Origin of the sequence: Loktanella sp. 3ANDIMAR09 (assembly GCF_001420005.1) — a bacterium.
Classification (GTDB): Bacteria; Pseudomonadota; Alphaproteobacteria; order Rhodobacterales; family Rhodobacteraceae; genus Loktanella.
In genome coordinates this window covers 397,494-419,336 of sequence record NZ_LJAK01000001.1, presented here as the reverse complement: position 1 = coordinate 419,336, position 21,843 = coordinate 397,494, and the positions used below count along the sequence as shown (strand labels likewise).

21 protein-coding genes are annotated in these 21,843 nt (G+C 62.0%); 10 read left to right on the top strand and 11 right to left on the bottom strand.

The features are described 5' to 3' along the window. Positions 1 to 9 precede the first annotated feature (9 nt). The 3 genes from AN189_RS02105 to AN189_RS02095 form a co-directional block, all read right to left on the bottom strand. The gene (locus AN189_RS02105; protein WP_056030230.1) at positions 10 to 780 is read right to left on the bottom strand and encodes a 3'(2'),5'-bisphosphate nucleotidase CysQ; all 771 of its coding nucleotides are present in this window, start codon (positions 778 to 780) and stop codon (positions 10 to 12) included. After that, positions 767 to 2,110, bottom strand: a complete 1,344-nt coding sequence (locus AN189_RS02100) for a TldD/PmbA family protein (protein ID WP_056030227.1) — start codon at positions 2,108 to 2,110, stop codon at positions 767 to 769. The genes AN189_RS02105 and AN189_RS02100 overlap by 14 nt, the downstream gene beginning before the upstream one ends. A 73-nt stretch (positions 2,111 to 2,183) precedes the next feature. Then, on the bottom strand, positions 2,184 to 3,680 hold the full coding sequence (locus AN189_RS02095; protein ID WP_056030224.1) for a DUF2125 domain-containing protein: 1,497 nt from the start codon (positions 3,678 to 3,680) through the stop codon (positions 2,184 to 2,186). A 102-nt stretch (positions 3,681 to 3,782) separates the two neighbouring features. On the opposite strand from AN189_RS02095, the gene AN189_RS02090 reads away from it, so the two are divergent. Together AN189_RS02090 and AN189_RS02085 are read left to right on the top strand one after the other, a co-directional pair. Further along, complete coding sequence (locus AN189_RS02090; protein WP_056030719.1) at positions 3,783 to 4,541, top strand: SDR family oxidoreductase; 759 nt, start codon at positions 3,783 to 3,785, stop codon at positions 4,539 to 4,541. Continuing rightward, positions 4,538 to 5,134 (top strand): enoyl-CoA hydratase/isomerase family protein, encoded by a 597-nt coding sequence (locus tag AN189_RS02085; RefSeq protein ID WP_056030221.1) that lies wholly within the window; start codon positions 4,538 to 4,540, stop codon positions 5,132 to 5,134. Before AN189_RS02090 ends, AN189_RS02085 begins: the two co-directional genes overlap by 4 nt. A gap of 19 nt (positions 5,135 to 5,153) precedes the next feature. On the opposite strand, the gene AN189_RS02080 is transcribed toward AN189_RS02085, so the two are convergent. Next, positions 5,154 to 5,465, bottom strand: a complete 312-nt coding sequence (locus AN189_RS02080) for a hypothetical protein (RefSeq protein WP_056030714.1) — start codon at positions 5,463 to 5,465, stop codon at positions 5,154 to 5,156. Positions 5,466 to 5,504: 39 nt separating this feature from the next. On the opposite strand from AN189_RS02080, the gene AN189_RS02075 reads away from it, so the two are divergent. The 4 genes from AN189_RS02075 (at position 5,505) to AN189_RS02060 (ending at position 9,982) form a co-directional block, all read left to right on the top strand. Continuing rightward, positions 5,505 to 6,692 carry a TIGR03862 family flavoprotein gene (locus AN189_RS02075; protein ID WP_056030218.1) on the top strand — a complete coding sequence of 396 codons (1,188 nt, stop codon included), beginning with the start codon at positions 5,505 to 5,507 and terminating at the stop codon, positions 6,690 to 6,692. Between the two features lie 95 nt (positions 6,693 to 6,787). Further along, positions 6,788 to 8,971 (top strand): YjbH domain-containing protein, encoded by a 2,184-nt coding sequence (locus AN189_RS02070; RefSeq protein ID WP_056030215.1) that lies wholly within the window; start codon positions 6,788 to 6,790, stop codon positions 8,969 to 8,971. Beyond that, positions 8,968 to 9,636, top strand: a complete 669-nt coding sequence (locus tag AN189_RS02065; RefSeq protein WP_083484206.1) for a YjbF family lipoprotein — start codon at positions 8,968 to 8,970, stop codon at positions 9,634 to 9,636. Before AN189_RS02070 ends, AN189_RS02065 begins: the two co-directional genes overlap by 4 nt. Before the next feature lie 106 nt (positions 9,637 to 9,742). Further along, a complete protein-coding gene (locus AN189_RS02060) occupies positions 9,743 to 9,982 on the top strand; it encodes a hypothetical protein (protein ID WP_056030209.1) in 240 nt (79 codons plus the stop codon). Between the two features lie 96 nt (positions 9,983 to 10,078). Here AN189_RS02060 and holA read toward each other — a convergent pair whose 3' ends face one another. From holA to AN189_RS02035, 5 genes are all read right to left on the bottom strand, one after another. Further along, positions 10,079 to 11,101: a DNA polymerase III subunit delta gene (holA, locus tag AN189_RS02055; protein WP_056030207.1), complete on the bottom strand. Its 1,023-nt coding sequence runs from the start codon at positions 11,099 to 11,101 to the stop codon at positions 10,079 to 10,081. After that, positions 11,098 to 11,538 (bottom strand): hypothetical protein, encoded by a 441-nt coding sequence (locus tag AN189_RS02050; RefSeq protein ID WP_253279538.1) that lies wholly within the window; start codon positions 11,536 to 11,538, stop codon positions 11,098 to 11,100. Before AN189_RS02050 ends, holA begins: the two co-directional genes overlap by 4 nt. 31 nt (positions 11,539 to 11,569) lie before the next feature. Further along, positions 11,570 to 14,329 (bottom strand): leucine--tRNA ligase, encoded by a 2,760-nt coding sequence (locus AN189_RS19540; RefSeq protein ID WP_056030201.1) that lies wholly within the window; start codon positions 14,327 to 14,329, stop codon positions 11,570 to 11,572. Between the two features lie 68 nt (positions 14,330 to 14,397). Continuing rightward, positions 14,398 to 14,763: a DUF3576 domain-containing protein gene (locus AN189_RS02040; RefSeq protein ID WP_056030198.1), complete on the bottom strand. Its 366-nt coding sequence runs from the start codon at positions 14,761 to 14,763 to the stop codon at positions 14,398 to 14,400. Positions 14,764 to 14,955: 192 nt separating this feature from the next. Then, positions 14,956 to 16,242 (bottom strand): porin, encoded by a 1,287-nt coding sequence (locus tag AN189_RS02035; protein ID WP_056030195.1) that lies wholly within the window; start codon positions 16,240 to 16,242, stop codon positions 14,956 to 14,958. Positions 16,243 to 16,472: 230 nt separating this feature from the next. Here AN189_RS02035 and AN189_RS02030 point away from each other — a divergent pair, with 230 nt between their 5' ends. Together AN189_RS02030 and AN189_RS02025 are read left to right on the top strand one after the other, a co-directional pair. Beyond that, entirely contained in the window at positions 16,473 to 17,129 is a 657-nt protein-coding gene (locus tag AN189_RS02030; protein WP_056030193.1) for a YggS family pyridoxal phosphate-dependent enzyme, read from the top strand. Beyond that, complete coding sequence (locus AN189_RS02025) at positions 17,126 to 17,773, top strand: pseudouridine synthase (RefSeq protein ID WP_056030190.1); 648 nt, start codon at positions 17,126 to 17,128, stop codon at positions 17,771 to 17,773. Before AN189_RS02030 ends, AN189_RS02025 begins: the two co-directional genes overlap by 4 nt. A 61-nt stretch (positions 17,774 to 17,834) precedes the next feature. Here the strand turns inward: AN189_RS02025 and AN189_RS02020 are convergent, their stop codons facing one another. Next, the gene (locus AN189_RS02020; RefSeq protein ID WP_056030187.1) at positions 17,835 to 19,274 is read right to left on the bottom strand and encodes an aldehyde dehydrogenase family protein; all 1,440 of its coding nucleotides are present in this window, start codon (positions 19,272 to 19,274) and stop codon (positions 17,835 to 17,837) included. A gap of 122 nt (positions 19,275 to 19,396) precedes the next feature. Between AN189_RS02020 and AN189_RS02015 the strand changes: the two genes are divergently transcribed. Then, a complete protein-coding gene (locus AN189_RS02015) occupies positions 19,397 to 20,053 on the top strand; it encodes a peroxiredoxin (protein WP_056030184.1) in 657 nt (218 codons plus the stop codon). A 3-nt stretch (positions 20,054 to 20,056) separates the two neighbouring features. After that, positions 20,057 to 21,214 (top strand): nitrogen fixation protein FixF, encoded by a 1,158-nt coding sequence (locus tag AN189_RS02010; RefSeq protein ID WP_056030181.1) that lies wholly within the window; start codon positions 20,057 to 20,059, stop codon positions 21,212 to 21,214. Here AN189_RS02010 and AN189_RS02005 read toward each other — a convergent pair. After that, complete coding sequence (locus AN189_RS02005) at positions 21,202 to 21,765, bottom strand: L,D-transpeptidase (protein ID WP_056030177.1); 564 nt, start codon at positions 21,763 to 21,765, stop codon at positions 21,202 to 21,204. The genes AN189_RS02010 and AN189_RS02005 overlap by 13 nt on opposite strands. Between the last annotated feature and the right edge of the window lie 78 nt (positions 21,766 to 21,843).

Here is a 21,843-nt window from a genome sequence, read left to right as displayed (position 1 = left end):
CCCGCTTGATCAGACCAATGCAGCAAGCAGCGCAGGCACCACCGCGCCACCGGCGATCACACCATCCAGCTGACGTTTGGGGGTGTTGAACCGCAGCGGCCGACCCCGCCGGTCGGTGACATGGCCGCCTGCCTCGGACACGATGACCGCGCCCGCGGCAATGTCCCATTCCCATGACGGGCGCAGCGTCAGCATGGCGTCGAACTTTCCCTCAGCTGCCAGCGCCATCCGGTAGGCCAGCGACGACCGGAAACCCCGCGTGAACGGCGGCACGCCGCCCGACCAATGATGCGGCGCAAGGTTTGGTTTCGTGGTCAGCACCTGGGCACGCGCGACGTTTGCCTGACCGCTGACCCGGATCGGACGACCGTTACAGGTCGCCCCGTGTCCCAGCCCGGCGGCGAACATCAGGCTGCGGGCAGGCAGATAGACGACACCGGCGATAGGCACGCCATCCTCGACCACGGCGATGGCATGGGCCCAATCCTTGTCACCGCGGATAAAGGCCCGCGTGCCGTCGATCGGGTCAATCACAAACACGCGCTGCGCGCCCAGGCGGTCCGTGTCGTCGGGCGATTCTTCTGACAGCCAACCGTAGTCCGGGCGTGATGCCCGCAAACGGTCAGACAGCATGCGATTTACCGCAAGGTCGGCCTCGCTCACTGGTCCCTGGTCGCCGTCCTTTTCCCAGACCGTCGGGGACCGTCCGTGAAACGACAGCGAAATGTCACCCGCAGCCCGCGCCGCGTCGATCAACAAAGGCAGATCAATCGCCGGCAAGCGTCATACCCTCGACCAAGAGCGACGGCACCACCCGGCTCAGATGGGTGCGCGCGTCGTTCGCCGCGATCATGGTCAGCCACATGTCGCGCAGATTGCCCGCGATTGTCAGTTCGTTCACCGGATAGGCGATTTCCCCGTTTTCGACCCAGAACCCGGATGCGCCCCGCGAATAATCGCCCGTGTTGGGATTGATCGTCGATCCGATCATGCTGGTGACCACCAGCCCTGTGCCCATCTGTGCGATCAGGTCGTCACGACTGGCCGTGCCTTGCGTCAGCGACAGGTTCGTGACCGCAGGTCGCGGTGCCGATGACGTGCCACGCGCTGCGTTCGCGGTCGACGGAAGCCCCAGTTTGCGCCCGGTGGCCAGGTCCAGCGTCCAGCCAGTCAGCCTGCCGTCATCGACCAGCAGGCGCGATTGCGTGGGCAATCCTTCGGCATCGAACAGTTTGGAGGCCGACGTGCGGGCGCGGTGCGGATCCTCGGTCAGGGTCATGCCCTTGGGCAGCACCTGTTCGCCCAGCGCATCGCGCAGGAACGACGCGCCGCGTGCGATGGCGCTGCCGTTGGTGGCCTGCACCAGATGCCCGATCAAAGAGCTGGCGATCCGTTCATCGAAGAGCACCGGATATTGCCCCGTCTTGGGACGACGCGCGCCGATCCGTGCGACAGTGCGCAGGGCAGCGTTGCGCCCAATATCCTCGGGGTCGCGCATGTCCGTCATGTAGATGCGCGAATCGTAGTCGTAATCGCGTTCCATGCCTGTGCCGGTCCCGCTGATCGGAACGCAGGACAACCCGATATCCGACCGCGCATAACCAGCCGCGAATCCGTTGCTCTGGCTCAGGTGCATGCGACGCCGACCGTAGCCTGCACTGGTTTCCGACACCTGCGACACCCCATCGACACGCAGTGCCGCCGCCTCGGCGCGCAGCGCCATATCCTGCAACATCGCGGGGTCCGGTTCCGGGGCCGGGTCGCACAGGTCCAGCCGCGACATATCGGTGTCGGTTGCCAATTGATCAGGCGCCGCCAGCCCGCAATAGGGATCCTCCGGTGCCTCGCGCGCCATGGTAACAGCGCGCGCAGCCATTTCGGCAATCGCCTCTGGCCGGGTGTCAGAGGATGCGACACTTGCCTGCCGCTGTCCCACGAACACGCGCAGGCCGATATCGACACCCTCGGACCGTTCCGCCTTTTCCAGCGCACCGGCCCGCACCGCGATCTCGATCGAGGTGCCGTCCACGGCCAGCGCATCGCTGGCGTCGGCACCCGCCTTGCGGGCCGCATCCAGCATCGCCTGGGTCAGATCAGAGAGTTCGGTCATGTCAAATGGTCCTTGTCTTGTCGCGATCGACCTAGTTCCCAACCCCCAGCACCGCAAGGCGCGACACAACGGATCAACGGATACGCTGACCGTTTGCCGTGATCTGACCGTCGTTCGTGAACGAAAAAACGGTCTCCAGCGTGTCGTCACCTGCCGGCGTCGTGAACATGCCCAGCATCATGCGGCCCATCATTGCCTGATCCTGCGGGACGACACCCATGGCGATCAGCGTGTCGATCAACTGGTTGATCCCGGTCAGCGTGATCGTGGCGGACCCTTCGGGGGTTGTCACATCGGACAGCGTCTGTTCCCCGTTCAGGTCATAGGTGAATGCACCCACGGCACGGATCAGCGCACCTGCGGCACCCAGACGGATTTCGTTCACATCCAGACTGGCAAGGGTGCGCCCCGCGAGCGGGTTTTCCATCATCTCGTCCGCACCCGTATCGTCACTGTCTGCAGACAGCATCGTGCCGGACAGATCGATGACCAGATCGGCCGGATCACGCGGAACAGCACCCATGGGGTCAAACAGACCCCAGGTTTCATCGTTCAACGTCACACCGTTCAAACCAAAATTCAGCGCGAACGGCTGGGGCTCATCCGACGGGCTGACCGGCATGGTCAGCCCCACCTCATAGGATGCAGCCGCGACTTCGACGGCGGTCGGCAGTTCCGTGCCGCGCAGTGCCGTAACCATATCGTCAGCCCGGACGGCATAGCGCAGACTGTCGGCGTCAATGCCGAAATCCACACGGACTGCACCGGTCGTCGCGGTACCGTCCGCCGACATTTCCGCGCCAGAGCTGGCAAAGATATAGGCAGCGGATTCGTATCCGTAGCCACCAGACACCAGCACGCCCGACAAATCATCCGCGCTGATATCGGACAGATCGGCACCCGCAGGCAAGGTCAGGTCAGCATCAAGTGCCATCTCATCGATCTTGCCCGACATGGTAAAAGCTTCACCCGTGTCGTCGGCACCATCGACCAGCAGATCGACACTTTGCGCCGCAAAATCATAGGTGATGTTCAGATCGGTCCCGGCGTTCTGCACGGTGTTGCCGGTCAAACTGTTCAGCGCCACGCGAAAATCCAGATCGACCGGCACGCCGTCAGCGTCGACCATCTGGGTCAGACCCACCACATACTGGTCGGCCGATACGGCATAGTTCATCGCGTCCGGCGTGCCGCTGACCAACGTCTGCGCACCCGACGGCGCGACGTAAAGTTCAATGCGCTCGCCCTCGTCGGTGCGCACGTTCACCGGAATGTCGTCAGGCAGGCTGACCGACACCGTGCCATCGCCGTTGTCCTGCAATGTGATCCGATCAACCATGACGGCGCTTGTCGTGTCGGAACCGGCAAACGTGTAGACCACGTCCGTCGCAGTCAACGTGTCTGCCCCCTCGTCCAGATTGCCGACGGTCACCGCCCCGCTGCCGGACCTGTCGATGATCGCCTGCCAGTTGTCCCAGACCTGACGGGGCGTGACATCGGCAAAGGCAGGCAGGCCCGCAAGGCAGAGAGCACTGGCCAGTACGGGCGCAAGATTTTGGGTACGGGTCATCTTGTCATTCCTTTGGTCGCATCCCGGACTCTCTGCCGCGATGGTTTTGAAAACGTTAAAACGATGCTAGTTGTTGCGTCGCACGATCAAAAGGGACTGACGATGAAAAACTTTGACATGACAGGCAAGACTGCGCTTATCACCGGGGCCAGCCGCGGGATCGGCGCAGCAGCGGCGCGCGCCTTTGCCGCTTCTGGTGCAAACGTCGTTCTGGTCGCGCGCAGCCGTGAAAACATTGTCGAAATCGCGGGTGAGATCGGTGAAAAGGCCCTGGCCGTGCCCTGCGATGTGTCCCGCTACTGGGAGGTCGAACAGGCCGTCGGTGCCGCAATCGAGACCTATGGCGCGATTGACGTCATCGTGAACAATGCCGGCGTGATCGACCCGATGGGTGCGCTGTCATCCACAGACCCAGAGGCATGGTCCAAGGCCATCGACATCAATCTCAAGGGGGCCATGCACGGGATACGCGCCGCGATGGGGCCGATGATCGCGCAAGGTTCCGGCACCATCATCACCGTATCCTCGGGGGCAGCGCATAACCCACTCGAAGGGTGGTCCGCCTACTGCGCCTCCAAGGCGGGGGCCTATATGCTGACGCAGGTGGCCGACCGCGAAACCCGCGGCAAGGGGCTGCGGGTCATGGGTCTGTCGCCCGGCACCGTGGCCACCGACATGCAAAAGGACATCAAGGCGTCAGGCATTGGCCCTGTCAGCCAGCTGGACTGGTCCGACCACATCCCGCCTGAATGGGCAGCACAGGCGCTGGTGTGGATGTGCACGCCAGAGGCCGACAGCCATCTGGGACAGGATGTGTCACTGCGCGACGAAAAGATCCGCCAAATGGTCGGCGTCGCGTGATCCACACCGCGACCGAAGGCGAGCTGACGATTCTCACGCTGGACCGCCCGGACAAGGCAAACGCACTGACTGCCGCCATGCTGGCAGAGCTGTGCCGCGCCGTGCAGGCCGCCCAGGATTCCAGCGCATTGATCCTGACCGGAAACGGGCGCGTCTTCAGCGCCGGGGCCGATCTGGCCGATGTCGGCAGGCTGGCCACCTCACCCCTGTGGGAAGAATTGTCCACCGCCATTGCCGATCATCCCGGCCTGACCATCGCCGCACTGAACGGCACGCTGGCCGGGGGCGCGATGGGAATGGCGCTGGCCTGCGACATGCGCATCGCGGTGCCGGGGGCCCGTTTTTTCTATCCGGTGATGAAAATGGGCGTGCGCCCGCAACCGTCCGATCCCCCCCGGCTGGTGGCACTGTGCGGTCCGGCGCGGGCAAAATCGCTGCTGCTGGGCGCGCAGAAATGGACGGCAGAGCAGGCGCTGACATACGGACTGATCGAAGAAGTCGCGGATGACCCCGTCGCTGCGGCCCGCGCCATGGCGACGGCAGCGTTGCAGGCCGATGCAGACCATGTGCGCGACCTGAAATCACTTTTCTAACGATGACAGCCCACCAAACCTAACGCCCGCGTTTGCGCTTTGGCACCTTGGACATGAATTCCGGCGGGCGTTTGGCGACCCATTTTGCGAATTTTTCCAGCCGGGGATGACTGCGCAGCATCTCTGGCGTGTTGTAGACCCGGGCCAGTTCGGACTCTGACAGGGTCGCGTGAATTTCCTTGTGGCAGATGTGATGAACCAGGACGGTCGGCCCACCCTTGCCGCCCTTCAGCTTGGGGATCAGATGGTGCTGGCTTTGCGGCACGCCGGGCGGCACCGGCCGCAGGCACAGCGCACAGGTCGGAAGGGTGTCTTGCGGGTCACGCGTCATCATCGCACAAGATAATCCAACACAGAGGATCGCCAAGCCATGACACAGACCGCCCTTGTGATCGGTGCCGGACCTGCCGGTCTGATGGCCGCCGACGTGCTGTCCGGTGCCGGGCTGTCGGTCACGATCGCCGACCGGATGCCGTCGGTCGGTCGCAAGTTCCTGATGGCGGGCAAATCCGGCCTGAACCTGACCAAGGCCGAAGACCCCGCCAAATTCGCAGACCGCTACGCCGAAACCTCGCCTGCCCTGCGTGCCGCATTGGCAGCCTTTGGCCCGGATGAAGCAGTCCAATGGGCCAATGATCTGGGTCAGCAGGTCTTTACTGGATCGACCGGGCGGGTGTTTCCGGTCGTGATGAAGGCCTCGCCGCTGTTGCGCGCCTGGCTCGCGCGGCTGGATGCGCAGGGTGTGCAGCGCCGGATGCGCTGGCGCTGGACTGGCTTTGACGCAGATGGTTGCCTGTTCGACACGCCTGATGGACCACGGCATGTGTCAGCTGACATCACGATCCTCGCGATGGGCGGCGCAAGCTGGCAGCGCCTTGGGTCCGATGGGGCCTGGGCCGGACAATTTGCGCAGGTTGCCCCGTTTCGCGCGTCAAACGGCGGTTTTCGCGTGGATTGGTCGCATCACATGGCCACTGTCATCGGACAGCCGGTCAAGGCGACGGTCCTGCGGGCCGGGGAACTGACGTCGCGGGGCGAATGGGTTCTGACACGCGACGGCGTCGAGGGCGGCGGCATCTACGAGGTCAGCCATGCGCTGATGCAGGGTGCAGCTCTGCACGTCGATTTGCTGCCCGATCTGGGTGTGGATGACATCGCGGCCAGATTGTCCCGCGTCACCGGCAAGCCGTCCCGCGCGACACTGCTGCGCAAGGGGATCAAACTGCCCGTCGTCAAACAGGCGCTGTTCAACGAATGTGCACGCATGACCGACAACAGCCCCGCCGCGCTGGCACTGGCGCTCAAGTCGCTACCGCTGCCCGTGCAGGGGCCCATGCCGCTGAATCAGGCCATATCGACCGCGGGCGGGCTGCGCTGGGACGCGCTGGACGGATTTGCACTGCGTGACAGGTCCGGCACATATTGCGCGGGGGAAATGCTGGATTGGGATGCGCCGACCGGTGGCTACCTGATCACGGCCTGCCTTGCGACCGGGCGGGCAGCGGCGCAGCAGGCGCTTGCCGCGGCGTCCGCGTCCGGTCCTGGTGCTGGCGTGTGACCGCTTGGCACGATTCGCCCCCGACGGATTTTCAAGATTTCCAACTGCGGCCCCTCCTGTTAGAAGCCCATAAAGCAGGGACGAAGGTGACGCAGATGACGCTGAAATATGCCAGGACAACCAGCTATGCTGCGCTGTTGACAGTACTGGCGGCACCCTTGTCCGCCGAGGGTCCGACCTACACAAGCTTTGGTACGACCGGTCTTTTGGAAATGCCCACCGCCGAGACAGCCGACAGCGGCGAACTGGCAATCACCAGCAGCTATTCCGATACCGCAGGATACCGCACGACCCTGACCTTTCAGCTGAATGACCGGATTTCCGGCAGCTTTCGCTACGGGGTGTTCGATATCTACGGCAGCCTGCGCGCGGATGGCACCCGCGGCATCGCAACCACCTACGACCGCAGTTTCGACATCCAGTATCGCCTGACGAACGAGGGGCGCTATCTGCCTGCCGTCGCGGTGGGTCTGCGCGATTTTCTTGGTACCGGCCGCTACAGCTCCGAATACATCGTCGGCACCAAATCCGTCGGTTCCAACCTCAAGGTGACGGCCGGTCTGGGCTGGGGGCGCATGGGCGAACGCAACGGGGTCAGCAACCCACTGGGCGGCAGCTTTGATACCCGCGACGAACCCGATGTCTTTGACGAGGATGCGGGTGTGAACACCGGCGGTCAGCTGTCGGTCGAACAATGGTTTCGCGGCGATATCGCGCCATTTGGCGGGATCGAATATACCGCGACCCCGAACCTGACCTTCAAGGCAGAATATTCATCCATCGCCTATGAACCGGGCCAGGCACGGCCCGCCGTGCAGGTGTCTTCGCCGCTGAATTTCGGCGTGTCCTACCGCCCGAAACCCGGTGTCGAACTGGGGGCCAGCTATATGTACGGCAACGAGTTGGGGGTGCGTGCAACATTCACGATCAACCCCAACGAACGCCCGACATTCAGCGGGCTGGACAGGGCACCGGCCCCGATCAAGACACGCACCGAGGCGCAGCGCGCCGCGCAATCGTGGAACCGCGGCGCACAGCCCGCCATCCGAGAGGCGCTGACAGGCTTGCTCGAGATCGAGGGCATCGACCTGATCGGTCTGGACATGACGGATCGCACCGCGCGGGTCCGGTTCGAAAACAACCGCTACCGGTCCGAAACGCAGGCCATTGGCCGTGTCGCCCGGATGATGACGCAAGTCATGCCTGACGCGATCGAGACCTTTGTGCTGGAACCCCAGCGCAACGGCCTGCCCCTGTCGGCCGTATCCCTGCCGCGCACGGATTTCGAGGATCTGGAAAACACCGTCGGCAGCACCGCAGCGATTTTCGACGAAATCGCGATCGCGCCCGCAGGCCCCGATGCACCGCTGGATCTGGCCCCCGTGCCAAGCCCAAAATTCGAATGGGGCATCGGACCTTACCTCGATTTCGTTCTGTTCACACCGGGGGAACCGATCAGCCCGGATTTCGGCCTGGCCTTTGACGCCGAATATCAGGCCACCCGCAAACTGTCGTTCGTGGGCCGAACCTCCATCTCGGCCTTGGGTGCACGCGATCCGCTGGTCGATTTCCGCGATTCCAATGACTACGTGAACGTGCGGACCGATCAGACCTATTTCGGGCTGGACGGCGGATTGCAGCTGGACCGGCTGTATGTGTCCTATGCCGACCGCCTTGCGCCAGAGGTCTATGGCCGCCTGACGGCAGGCTACCTGGAAAAAATGTACGGCGGCGTGTCCGGCGAGGTACTTTATGCGCCGGTTGATCGCCGCTGGGCCATCGGTGCAGAGCTGAATTATTCCAAGCTGCGCGACCAGGACATGGGGTTCGGATTTGCCCTGTATGAAACGCAGCGCAACGGCGACCGGGTCGAGGTCGGCGACTACGACGTGGTGACAGGCCATCTGTCCGGCTACTACGACATCGGCGAGGGCTATCATGCGCAACTGGACGTGGGCCGCTACCTGGCAGGCGACTATGGCGCAACATTCTCGCTGGACCGCGAATTCGACAACGGCTGGCGCGTTGGCGGGTTCTTTACCCTGACCGACATGCCGTTCAGCCAATTCGGCGAAGGCTCCTTTGACAAGGGGATCCGCCTGACGATTCCAGCCGATTACTTTATCGGATCACCGACCCGCAGGACCGTTTCCACGGGATTGCGTTCGCTGACACGTGACGGCGGCGCGCGCCTGCGGGTGCCGGGCCGTCTGTACAACAGCCTGCGCGACGGTCAGTTCAACGACCTTGAGGATACCAGCGGGAGGTTCTGGCGATGACGACAGTCTGGCAAGGATTAGCCATGGGTGCCTGCATCCTTGGGCTGACCGCATGCGGTCCGCTGAACGAGGGGGACCAGGGTGCCGGTGCAGTGAGACAGGCGTTGAACTACCTGCCCCTTCCTGGGCAAGAGCCCGCGACCGAGGCCGCACCCTTTGTTGTGACCCGCGCCATGGTAGATCAGCTGCCGGGCGACGTCATGGTTGTCGAGGCGTACGAGGGGACATCGCGCGCCCTGATGGTGCCCGCCGCCATCAACCTCAACCGCGTCACCTGGATCAGTGAAGACGAAGCATCCATCACCACAGAGAACGGAATCGTCATCGCCACACGCGGCTTTCCGCGTGATCTGATGGCGGCATCGGTGATCGAATCCCGCCGCGCACTGGCCGCTGGCGGCGGAAATGCGGTCAGAACGCATGAAACACTGTCCGATCTGGACCAGATTTCAACCGAAGTGTTGCAGTGCAGCATCAATTCTGCCGGTCCGGAAACAATCAGAATCGTCGAATTGGATGTGTTTACGCGGCGTTACGAAGAGCAGTGTCAGAACGAAAACCTATCGTTTACAAACACTTACTGGCTGGATGGTAGCGGGCAGATTGTCCGCAGCAGGCAGGCGATCAGCCCCGAACTGGGTTTCCTTGTTCTGGATCGCCCCTGAACACGGGCCGCAAGCGCCCGAAATTAAGAAGTATCTTGTTTCGAGCGTGAAACGTAGTTAGACAACCCTAGATCATCCACACAGTGCATCTAATTGGAGTACCGACATGCGCATCATCACTACTCTCGCCGCCTCTGCTGCTATCGCAGTGACCGGTGCCGCAGCTACCGCTGGCGGCCTGGCACCCGAAGTCATGGAAGCACCGGTTGTCATGGTTGACACCCCGATGGCTCCTGCTGGCTCCATCAACTCCGGCTACGTCGTTCTCGGCCTGCTGGCAGCTCTGGTTCTGGCATCCGCAGACAGCGACGACGACGAAGCTGCAGCGACCACCACCACCAACTAATAGATCCCCGGATCTTGAAGTTCGAAAGGCTGGCCTTCGGGTCAGCCTTTTTCGTTTGAACCTTTGCTATTGCGCAGATGTGGTGACCCGGTCCGCCTAGCGGCGTGCCATCATTGCCAGACGGATCAGCGTGCGTTCCATCAGGGCCGCCTGCGGGGCCTGGCTGGATGACCGGATCGTCAGGTCGGTATCCGTCAGTGTCGTCAGCGCCTGTTCCAGCCGTACGCGGCCCCAGTGGCTGGCCTGACGCATGATCTTGTCCCGGCGGGGACCGAACACCGGCGGGCGCAACCGTGCGATCCCCTGCCCTGCACCGCCCGGATCGGACGCAACCGTATGCAACCGCCGGAAATGGCGCATCGCGCCGATGCACAGCGTCGTGGGCGCGACACCCTGCGCATATAGGTCACGCAGAACGGTGCCGATCTGCGCAGTGTCGCCGGCACTGACCACATCCAGAATGTCGTCCACATCCACATCGGCTGCCTGCGGTGCGCAAAGATGCACCTCTTCGACCGTCACGGGCAGCGTATCTCCACGCTTGTACAGGCCCAGTTTTTCGATCGTCTGGCGAAAGTCGCCCGGCGTCAGGCCATGGGCCAGGCCTGTGATCGCCTCCATCACGTCCCGCGACGGCGGTTGCAGACCGGCAGCTGACAGCTGGGCCTCGATTTCATCCCGCCCCGGTGGATCATCATACAGTCCGATGGCAACCGCGTTACGGTGCCCCTCGAATGCCTTGCGCAGGGCTGACTTGGCCGTCAGCTGGCCTGCGGTCGCAACGATCTGTGCATCGCCCTCGCGCCAATCCTCGAGTGCGGCAGCGACCTGCTGTGACAGCCCATCCGTCGCCTCGTCCAGATGCACAACGCGCGGCCCTGGGAAAAACCCCTGCGCCTTGACCGCGTCGTCCAACACTGCGCCGTCCTTGCGCAGATCACCGGCAGGAATGCGCGTCAGCCGCATCTCGGCTTCGCCTTGCGGGCCGACCAGTGCCGCGATCACCTGCGCACGCGCCGTGGCCACACGGACGGGGTCCGCACCAAAGATCAGAATGCCTGCGCGGGTCGGGTCAGGCTTGCGCAGGAACCCGGCCGCATCCCGGCCCGCCAGCTTCATCGCGCGAGGTCCAACAGATAGATGTCCGCCACGATCCGGTCGGCCAACAGGATCATCAGGCGTCCATTCGCGTCGGTCGCGGCCGTTTGCGTCGCCACGGTCGATCCCGTGGCCGCATAGCTGGTAAAGGCATCGACCTGACCGCCGCCCAGACGCATCCCGTCCGCATCCGTCAGCGCCCAGCCTGCGGCACCAACCACGTTGTACCGCAGGATGTCCCCACCCGTCGACAACGCCGCCGCCTCTTGGGCGCGGTCCAGACTGACGGACAGGCGATATGGCCCGGCACCATCGCCCAGACGGTCAACCAGACGCGACCGTATCGCAAAGCCGGCAATGCTGCGTGGCGCCTCGATCGCGACCTGCCCCCGCAAGGCGTCACCCGTGCCCCCCGGTGCCAGAGCGGGTGTGAACCCGCAGGCCCCCAGCGCAAGCACAGCCAAGAGGGCCGCACGTCGGGTGATGCCCTCAGATGACAATGTTCACGATCCGGCCCGGCACGACGATGATCTTCTTGGGGGCACCACCGTCCAGCATCCGCTGCACCGCGTCCTGTGACAGCGCCAGTGCCTCGATCTCGTCCTTGGAGGCGTCTGCCGCGACAACAATCTCGGCCTTGCGTTTGCCATTGACCTGGATCGGCAAGGTGACCGTGGCGTCGACCAGCATCGCCTCGTCGACCTGCGGCCAGGGCGCGTCGATGACCAGCCCCTCACCACCCAAGAGCGCCCAGATTTCCTCTGCCAGATGCGGTGTCATCGGGGCCATCAACTGCGCGAGCGTCATCGCGGCTGTCCGCTTGGCCGCGCTCCCTGCCTTGGATTTCGACAGCGCATTGGTAAAGGCATAGAGCTTTGCAATGGCCGCGTTGAAGCCGAAACTGTCGATCCCACCGGTCACATCGCGAATCGCGCGGTGCATCTCCTTGAGAAGGGCCTCATCCGCGTCAGAGGCGGGGGAAGTGTCTTGGGCGATGTCCGAGGCAATCCGCCAGACGCGGCCCAGATGCTTGTGCGCGGCCTCTGCACCGGCTGCGGTCCATTCAACGTCACGTTCCGGCGGGCTGTCGGACAAGACGAACCAGCGGGCAGTATCAGCGCCGAATTCCGCAACGATGCGCGTGGGATCGACAACGTTGTTCTTGGACTTGGACATCTTGGCCGACGGAATCACCGTCACTTCGGTGCCTGCCTCCTTGAGATACGCCTTGCCGTCGCGCAGCTCGACCTCTTCGGGATAGTGATAAACGGGGCGGCCATCCTGCGGGTTCTTGGTCGTATAGATCGCGTGGGTCACCATGCCTTGGGTAAACAGCGCATCGAACGGTTCCTTGGCCGTTTCCGGCAAATGCCCGGTCATATGCATCGCACGGGCGAAGAACCGCGAATACAGCAGGTGCAGAATCGCGTGTTCGATCCCACCGATATACTGGTCGACGTTCATCCAATAGGCGGCATCTTCTGCGCTGGTCGGGGTTGTGGCCCCTGGCGCTGTGAACCGGGCGAAATACCACGACGAATCGACAAAGGTGTCCATCGTGTCGGTTTCGCGCCGTGCCGCAGCACCGCATGACGGACAGGCGCAATCACGCCACGTCGGATGCCGGTCCAAAGGGTTGCCCGGCACGTCAAAGCTGACGTCATAAGGCAGCTCAATCGGCAGGTTTTCCTTTTTCTCGGGCACGACCCCGCAGGCGTCGCAATGCACCACCGGGATCGGGCAACCCCAATAGCGCTGACGGCTCAGCCCCCAGTCGCGCAGGCGGAATTTCGTCACGCCGTGACCGACGCCATTTTCCTCGCAGAACGTGATCGCGTCGGATATCGCCTCGCTCACCGTAGCCGGATAGCGTATCGCACTAAAACCAGGGTACTCAAAGCCTTCGGATGCCTTGTATATTCCTATCTGCGACCTGATTTTCAACATCAGTTCGTTCATTTGCGGAATCTTGCTTGGCTTTATCGGCGCATAACTTCCAAACGACAAAGCGTGGTCTTTAATCCAGATAAACTCAATCTCGCCGGAATCTTCGTCGCCAAATGCCCAGTGCGACTTTTCGCTAGGGTTTAGTTTGAAGTCCCGAATATACTCTTGGTGTTCACGAATTTTTGGATCGATCTCGATTGCGCCAACGGGTTTCAAAGCAACTTTAATGGGCAAATCATATTTTTTCGCAAAATCCAGATCGCGCTGATCGTGTGCCGGGCACCCGAAAATCGCGCCGGTGCCGTAATCCATCAGAATGAAATTCGCGATATAGACCGGCAGTTCGGCGGCGGTGTCGAACGGATGGCGGACGCGCAGACCGGTATCGAAACCACGCTTTTCAGCCTTTTCCAGCGCCTCTTCGGTTGTGCCACCCTTGCGGACATCAGCACAGAAGGCGGCGACATCAGGATTGTCGGCCTCCAGCTGTTTGGCCAGCGGATGATCGGGCGAAATTCCGACGAATGACGCACCGAGCAGCGTGTCGGGTCGCGTCGTATAGACCTCGACCCGGTCATGCCCTGCGGGGCCGTCGATCAAGCTGAAAGAGAATTGCAGACCGCGCGATTTGCCGATCCAGTTGGCCTGCATCAACTTGACCTTGGCCGGCCAGTTGTCGAGACCGTCCAACGCCTCCAGCAGTTCTTCTGAATGGTCGGAAATCTTGAAAAACCACTGCGTCAGCTCGCGGCGCTCGACCTCTGCGCCGGACCGCCAGCCCTTGCCATCCTCGACCTGTTCGTTGGCCAGCACGGTCATGTCGACCGGGTCCCAGTTCACCACGGCGTTCTTGCGGTAGACCAGACCTTTTTCCAGGAAGTCCAGAAACAGCGCCTGCTGCTGACCGTAATAGGCAGGATCGCAGGTCGCGAATTCACGGCTCCAGTCAAGGGACCATCCCAGCGGTTTCATCTGGGTCTTCATTTCGGCGATGTTGTTGTAGGTGTAATCCGACGGGTGCCCACCGGTCGCCATTGCCGCATTTTCCGCAGGCATCCCAAAGGCATCCCACCCCATCGGATGCAACACGTTGTGGCCTGTCGACATCTTGTACCGGGCCACAACGTCACCCATCGTGTAGTTGCGCACGTGACCGATGTGCAGGCGCCCCGATGGGTAGGGGAACATTTCCAACACATAGTATTTCGGCCTGGACTCGTCACGTTCGGACACAAAGGTCCCGGCATCGGCCCATGCGGCCTGCCATTTCGGTTCGATTTCGGACGGAGCGTAGGACGACATCGGTATCAGACTTTCTAATGACAAAGAGCCGGGACAGAACCCGGCCCAGAGAATACGTTCAGAATTATTCAGGGCGCGAGGTCAGCGATCCGCAGTGCGCGAGCACGTGTGTAGATTGCATCCTCGATGCCGCGCCGCACTTCGCTTGATGCAGCCCCGCTGGCAGACCGGACATCCACGACCAAAGACCGGGCATCCAGCGCATTGCCGGTGACCGTCGCAACCACGCGGTAGGACTGCGCGGCACCCGGTGCGCGCCCGAACCCATAGACAATCTGCCCGGTCGATTGATTGGCCGATTCCAATGGCAGAAACGACAGAACCTGCAGGCTTGCATTATACAGATAGGGGTTAGGACCGGACGGGGCAGCGGCCGGTGCCGATGCACCCCCGCCAAATCCAAGAAGTCCGCAACCGGTCAACGCCACGAACATCAGACTGATTATGGCCGTTCGGCCAGATCGGATGGCATGAGTCACGTCTAGGCCCCGTCGCGCAATTGGCATTGCCTAATTATCTATCGAAGCCACAAGCCTGTCACAAGCCCAGCCCCGCGATAAGCACCCTGAAACGAAAAGGGGCGGCCCTTGCGGACCGCCCCCGACTCTCGAATGAGAGTGTATCGCTTAGAACGTGAAGGACACTGCGACCGTCACACCTTCGTTCACTTCGAAGGAGTTACCGATCTCGTCGTTCGCGCCAGTGTAGTCGTCACCGGTGTCACCGTAAGCGGCGATCAGCTCAGCACCGCCACCCAGGTCGTAGGTTGCCGCTGCATAGGCTTCGTAGTCGTCACCAACGCCACGGTTGTCGATGTAACCGGCGTACATGGTCAGGCCGTTGCCCAGCACGTAGGATGCTTCCAGACCGATTTCTTCGTCGTTACCGTCGTGGAAGTATGCTGCACCAGCCAGCGGGCCGTTCTCGTAGGAGACGCCGATACCGTAGTTGTCGTCGACTGCGGATTCAGCAGAGTAGAATGCCGAAACCGAAACCGGACCGAACGGGTAGTCGACCTGCAGACCCAGCGAGTCTTCGTTGGTGGTTTCGTTGCTGGCGTATGCGACTTTGACGTCTGCGCCTGCAAAGGACGTACCAGCGTACAGACCGATGATTTCGTCAACGGTGCCGGGATCGTCGTTACCCAGTTCGGATGCGCCAATGATGCCGTCAGCGTTGGTGTCGGTGGACACTGTGTCGACCAGGCTGTCGGAAATCTCTTCCTGGTAAGCCATACCGATCACGAAGCCGCCAAAGGTGCCTTCGACGCCCAGCGACAGACCATCGAGGCTGTCGAGATCCTGATCGTCGCTGCCGTCAACCAGCAGGAACGACAGCGATGCTGCGATCGGACCCATTTCCAGGTCGCCGCGCATCACGCCGTCAACGAAGTCGCCGTCGTCTGCGCCATCATCAACGTCGTCCTGCTCGAGGAAGCCGTCGTTTTCCATGTTCGTGGTGCCGGACCAACGCGTTGCAGCACCGGTTTCGGTATCACCAACGTACAGTGCAGCGCCCTGGCCTTCGACGAACACGACAAAGTCGGATGCGTCGATGGAGATATCGCCGAACGTACCAGCACCACCCTCACCGGTCAGGCTGGACGATTCCGCATCACCAAAACCGAGGTCGATGTCCAGGGTCAGACCAGCGGTCAGGCCCATGTTCATGCCAGCGGAAGTCGTGATCGACAGGCCACCGTCAAAATAGAAGCCGCCTTCGACTTCTTCGTTGTAACCGAACTCACCGTCGGCACCAACCACGACGCCATCAGCGGCGCCAAGTGCTTCCATCGGCGTATCGCTAGCAGCGATCGTGCCATCGGCCATCGGTGCCATTGCTTCGTGGCTCTCTGCCATCGCGGCGCCAGCAAAGGCAACCAGCGCGGTCGAGGTAAGAAGGATGCTTTTCATGGATAATTCCCTCGTGTTTGCATTCCCGAATATGCCAGTTGTCCGGCATTGCAGCGTATTTGCGCCTGTTGCGGCCCGCACTCAAGGAAATTGGCCCCGCAGTAAGGGGGTCACGGACAAATGATGCACGAGGGACACACAATGCCGACAGCTTCCCATCATGACACCGCCACCGTTCTGTCCTATTTGACCAACGAGGCCGCATCTTTGCCCAGCACAGAGGACATCCAGTGACCCTATCCACGATTGAGGACCGCATCACCAAAGCCGCTGAAAAAGCAGGCCGCCCGCGCGCCGACATCACCCTGATCGCCGTTTCAAAGGTCCAGCCTCTCGACCGGGTGGCGCATGTGCTGGATCAGGGCCACCGCTGTTTCGGTGAAAACAAGGTGCAGGAGGCCAGTGGAAAATGGCCAGATTTTGCAAAGCGTTACACAGACATCGACCTGCATCTGATCGGCCCGCTGCAAAGCAACAAGACCCGCAGCGCGATACAGCTCTTTGATGCGATCCATACCGTCGACCGTCCGAAACTGGCACAGACCATCGCGCGAATCGCCCAGGAAGAAGGCCAGTGTCCCGATCTGTTCATTCAGGTGAACACAGGAGAAGAGGCTCAGAAATCCGGCGTGCTGCCCGCCGATACGGATCGTTTTGTTACAGAGTGCCGCGCGCTGGATCTGCCCCTGCGCGGATTGATGTGCATCCCCCCCGTCGATGAGGAACCATCACTGCATTTCGCGCTGCTCGCCAAACTTGCAGCGCGCAACGGGCTGACCGGCCTGTCCATGGGCATGAGCAGCGATTTTGAAAGCGCGATCGCGCTGGGGGCCACGCATATCCGTGTCGGGTCCGCGATCTTTGGCGAGCGGGTCGCGCAGGGATGACCGACACCTACACCCCGCCACAGGACCCGCTGGTGGTGCTCCACCATGACCATCAGGTCTTGCTGGTCGACAAACCCGCGGGGTTGCTGTCCGTCCCCGGCAAAGGCCCGCATCTGGCAGACTGCCTGATCGCCCGCGTGCAGTCCGTCTTTCCCGATGCGCTGCTGGTGCACAGACTGGACCGGGATACCTCCGGGGTGATGGTCTTTGCCCTGACGCCCCATGCGCAGCGCCACCTCGGCCTGCAATTCGAGAACAGGCAGACACGCAAGACCTATGTCGCCCGGGTGCACGGCCAGGTGGCCGAGGCCAAGGGCACTGTCGATTTACCGCTGTGCGTGGATTGGCCGAACCGTCCGCGCCAGATGGTCGACCATGCAAATGGCCGCGCCGCTGTGACTGACTGGCGCCGGCTGAAACGCGGGAGTGACGAAACCCGGATGCGCCTGATGCCAAAGACTGGCCGGTCCCACCAACTGCGGGTGCATATGTTGGCTATCGGTCATCCGATCCTGGGCGATCCGTTCTACGCAACGGGTGCCGCGCTGGATTACCCGCGCCTGATGCTGCACAGCGAATCGCTGGCTTTCCGTCATCCGGACGGTGGCTTGCCGGTCAAGGTTTCCGCCAAGCCACCGTTCTGATCCCCCGATTTTTCGCGAAAAATCGGCCCTGTCAGAGTTTTCGCGAAAACTCTGCCTGCGGTCAGTCCGTGGACCAGCCGCTGATCGCCTTGACCTCGAGGAATTCCTCGATGCCCCAGACGCCACCCTCGCGCGCACGCCCGGACATTTTCATCCCGCCAAAGGGGCTGCCTGCCGCACGCGAGGTCCCGTTCATCTCGACCATGCCCGATTTCAACGCCAGCGCCATACGGTTACGCTTGGCCCCGTCTTCGGACTGGACGTAATTGGTCAATCCGTAGGGTGTGTCATTTGCGATGCGCACCGCATCGGCCTCATCCTTGAACGGAATGATCGACAGCACCGGGCCAAAGATTTCCTGCTGCGCGATATCCATGTCGTTGCGCACGTCAGCGAACACCGTCGGTCGAACATAATAGCCGCGGTTGACGCCCTCCGGCAGACCGGGACCACCGGCCACGAGGCGCGCACCCTCTGCAATACCGCGTTCGATCATGCTCTGGATCTTGTCCCATTGCGATTTGTTCACCACCGGACCGATATGGCGACCATCCTCGGCGGTGGGGCCGACCTTGATACCCTGGGCGATCTCGGCGGCCTCTGCCACCGTCTGGTCATAGATCGACTCCTCGACCAGCATCCGGGTTGGCGCATTGCACGATTGACCGGAATTCTGCATGCAATGCAGCACGCCCTGCTTGACCGCCTTGGGGCCTGCATCGGCAAAAATCACGTTGGCACCCTTGCCGCCCAGCTCCAGCGTCACCCGCTTGAGCGTGTCTGCCGCCGCCTTGGAAATCGCGATGCCCGCACGGGTCGATCCGGTAAAGCTGATCATGGACACATCCGGATGCGATGACAGCTGCGCACCGACACCCGCGCCGTCACCGTTCACCAGATTGAACACGCCCGCAGGCACGCCGGCATCATGAACGAACTCTGCGAACAGCATTGACGACAGCGGGGCTTCTTCGCTGGGTTTCAGCACGACGGTGCAGCCGGCCAACAGCGCCGGAATCACCTTGAGCGTGACCTGGTTCATCGGCCAGTTCCATGGGGTGATCAGCCCGACCACGCCGATGGGTTCCAGCACGATCCGGTCGTTGGGCGCATGATCCCCCAAGAGGCGGGACCAGTCGATCTGTTCCATCGCATCCAGAAAATTCTTCAAATGCCACGACAGGCAGGGCGCCTGGCTTTCGCGGGCCAGCTTGATGGGTGCACCCATCTCGGCGCGGATCGCCTCGGCCATCTCGTCCTTGCGGGCGCGGTATTGATCCAGGATTGCTGCGCAATATTCCGCCCGCTTAGCCGGTTTCAGCGCGGCCCAGTCCGGAAAGGCGGCGGTTGCCGCAATCACGGCGGCGTCGGTATCGCGTTGATCGCCCAATGAAATCACGGCGCATGGCTCTTCGGTCGCGGGGTCGATGACCTCGCAATCACGGGGGGCAGCGGGCCCCATCCAACGTCCATCGATATAGAATTCGCGTTTGTCCAGCATGACAGGCTCCTGTGGGAATTGAGGTGAGAGTGTCACTGCCGGTCGCGCCCCGCAAGCGTTGGAAACCCCGGCGTGAATGTCTATGTGAAGAGCAACCAATCATCGCACAAGGACATCACGACATGGCACTGCGCATCAACGACACGATCCCCGACCTGACCGTTGAAACCGATCACGGACCGATCAGCCTGCACGATTTCGTCGGCGACAAATGGACCATCCTGTTTTCCCACCCCAAGGATTTCACGCCTGTCTGCACCACCGAATTTGGTGCGGTCGCTCAACTCGCCGACGAATGGGCAAAGCGCGACACCAACGTGCTGGGCATCAGCGTCGACGGTGTCGAGGACCACAAGAAGTGGAAAAAGGACATCGAGACAGCCAGCGGGGCAAATCCCGGCTTTCCGATCGTCGCCGACACCGATCTGGCATTGTCCAAGGCCTTCGACATGCTCCCGGCCGAGGCCTATCTGCCTGACGGACGCACGCCGAACGACACCGCCACCGTGCGCGCCGTTTTCATCGTCGGCCCCGACAAGAAGCTGAAGCTGTCGATGGTCTATCCAATGAACGTCGGTCGCAACTTTGCCGAGGTGCTGCGCGCACTGGACGGCCTGCAGACCGCCGCCAAGAACGGTGTGGCGACACCTGCCAACTGGAACGTGGGCGACGACGTGATCATTCCGGCCACCGTGTCGGACGCCGACGCAAAGGCAAAATTCGGTGAATTCACCACCGTTCTGCCCTACCTGCGCAAAACCGCGCTCAAGGCTGACTGACCCATGTCACGGCGCTGGCTGAAACTGGATACCGGCGTCGTGCAACACTTCGACGGGGCCCTCGGGGCCCTGTCGGACACCGTGCAGACCGGGACCGGGGCGACGCTGCGGGCCCTGCACGGCACGCAGGGCTGGCGCGGCGTGCTGGCTGCGTTGTGCTGCGCCATCCGCGATCCCGCACATGATCTTGTTGCGGGCAACCTGACGCGCAAACGAATCCGGTTGCCCGCAGTATTCGGGAACCGGGTCATCGGGGGGGTGTACGGCTGGCTCAAGGCGGTCGAGGCTCGGCTGCTTGAATACCGGCTTGCGGCGCAATTGTCGGACGATCCCGACAGGGCGGCGCTGATCTATAACGGATCGCTGTTCCCCGAATCCGTGCTGGCCAGCGTGGCGGACCGCCTGAACCGCGAACGTCTGTTCATCGAGGCCGGGTTTTTCCCCGGCACACTGCAAATCGACCCGCATGGGTTGAACGCTGCCAACAGCGTGCCGCGCGATCCTGCCTTCTACCTGAACAGCGACACCGATTTTGCAGCGCCCGGGCTGCCTGACCTGCTGAACCAGCGGGCGACCAAGGCCAAAGGGCCCGACCCGATCGCGTTGCCGGACAGCTATATCTTTGTCGCGTTTCAAGTCCCGTCCGACATGCAGGTCACGCTGCATTCGCCATGGGTGCGCGACATGCACCAATTCTACAACGTCATCCGCGATGCCGCCGAACGGCATCTGGACCGGGTTTTCGTCATCAAGGAACACCCCAGTTTTCCACTGTCCGTGCAGGGTGACATCACCCCGCATCCGCGGGTGGTCTTTGCCAATACCAACGTGACCCGGGACCTGATTCTGGGCGCACAGGCCGTTATCACGCTGAATTCGACAGTCGGACTCGAAGCTGTGCTGATGGACCGCCCGGCCATCATTCTGGCCAATGCCTGCTATGATATCGACGGGCTTGTCTTGCGTGCGCGCAATGCACAAGACCTTGACCACGCCATAAGGCGGTCAACCGACTGGAAGCCTGACAAGACACTGCGGCGGCAGGTTCTAGGATGGCTATGGAATCACTATCTGGTTCATGCCCGCTATGACGACCTGCCATCCGATCTGGGCTATAGGCTGGACCGGCAGTTAAACCGATCCGACCTTCAGAACAGGTAAACGCGGGTGCCGACCGGCACCATGTCATACAATTCGGCAACGTGGTCGTTGCGCAGACGCACGCAGCCGGACGAAAACGCCTGGCCGATGCTGTCGTGCAACGGCGTTCCGTGAATGCGATAGAACGTGTCACCGCGATGATCGTGCAGATACAGCGCCCGAGCGCCCATCGCATTGCGCGGATGCCCACCCGGCAGACCCGCGGCATAGGGGCCGTAAACCTCTGGTTCCTTGCGGATCATGTCAGGGGTCGGCCGCCAGCTGGGCCATTCAGCCTTGCGGGCGATGGTCAGCACACCGCGGTAATTGCGCCCCTCGGCCCCGGTTGCGATGCCATAACGACGCGCGCGACCATCACCCAACGTCCAGAACAAGAAGAATTCCTTTTGCACAACATGGATTTCGCCGGCGGGCAAATCGGGGTTCACATCAACGATTTGCGGCCGGAATTTACGCGGCAATCGTGGGTAGGACGTGGCGGTATTCGCAAGCGCAGGTGCAGCCAAGGGCAGCGCGGCGGCAGCGGCGACAAAGGAACGTCGGGTCAACATGACAGGGCACCTGCGGTCAGGGAATCGTGCATCAACAATACCATTCTAATTACACCATTGCGCCGTGATTATGGCCAA

Bases quoted from the DNA above. Each gene is read 5' to 3' on its own strand.
- AN189_RS02100 (WP_056030227.1), bottom strand. From the start codon at position 2,110: ATGACCGAACTCTCTGATCTGACCCAGGCGATGCTGGATGCGGCCCGC.
- AN189_RS02095 (WP_056030224.1), bottom strand. From the start codon at position 3,680: ATGACCCGTACCCAAAATCTTGCGCCCGTACTGGCCAGTGCTCTCTGC.
- AN189_RS02090 (WP_056030719.1), top strand. From the start codon at position 3,783: ATGAAAAACTTTGACATGACAGGCAAGACTGCGCTTATCACCGGGGCC.
- AN189_RS02080 (WP_056030714.1), bottom strand. From the start codon at position 5,465: ATGACGCGTGACCCGCAAGACACCCTTCCGACCTGTGCGCTGTGCCTG.
- AN189_RS02075 (WP_056030218.1), top strand. From the start codon at position 5,505: ATGACACAGACCGCCCTTGTGATCGGTGCCGGACCTGCCGGTCTGATG.
- AN189_RS02070 (WP_056030215.1), top strand. From the start codon at position 6,788: ATGACGCTGAAATATGCCAGGACAACCAGCTATGCTGCGCTGTTGACA.
- AN189_RS02065 (WP_083484206.1), top strand. From the start codon at position 8,968: ATGACGACAGTCTGGCAAGGATTAGCCATGGGTGCCTGCATCCTTGGG.
- AN189_RS02060 (WP_056030209.1), top strand. From the start codon at position 9,743: ATGCGCATCATCACTACTCTCGCCGCCTCTGCTGCTATCGCAGTGACC.
- holA (WP_056030207.1), bottom strand. From the start codon at position 11,101: ATGAAGCTGGCGGGCCGGGATGCGGCCGGGTTCCTGCGCAAGCCTGAC.
- AN189_RS19540 (WP_056030201.1), bottom strand. From the start codon at position 14,329: ATGTCGTCCTACGCTCCGTCCGAAATCGAACCGAAATGGCAGGCCGCA.
- AN189_RS02040 (WP_056030198.1), bottom strand. From the start codon at position 14,763: ATGTTCGTGGCGTTGACCGGTTGCGGACTTCTTGGATTTGGCGGGGGT.
- AN189_RS02035 (WP_056030195.1), bottom strand. From the start codon at position 16,242: ATGAAAAGCATCCTTCTTACCTCGACCGCGCTGGTTGCCTTTGCTGGC.
- AN189_RS02025 (WP_056030190.1), top strand. From the start codon at position 17,126: ATGACCGACACCTACACCCCGCCACAGGACCCGCTGGTGGTGCTCCAC.
- AN189_RS02020 (WP_056030187.1), bottom strand. From the start codon at position 19,274: ATGCTGGACAAACGCGAATTCTATATCGATGGACGTTGGATGGGGCCC.
- AN189_RS02015 (WP_056030184.1), top strand. From the start codon at position 19,397: ATGGCACTGCGCATCAACGACACGATCCCCGACCTGACCGTTGAAACC.
- AN189_RS02010 (WP_056030181.1), top strand. From the start codon at position 20,057: ATGTCACGGCGCTGGCTGAAACTGGATACCGGCGTCGTGCAACACTTC.
- AN189_RS02005 (WP_056030177.1), bottom strand. From the start codon at position 21,765: ATGTTGACCCGACGTTCCTTTGTCGCCGCTGCCGCCGCGCTGCCCTTG.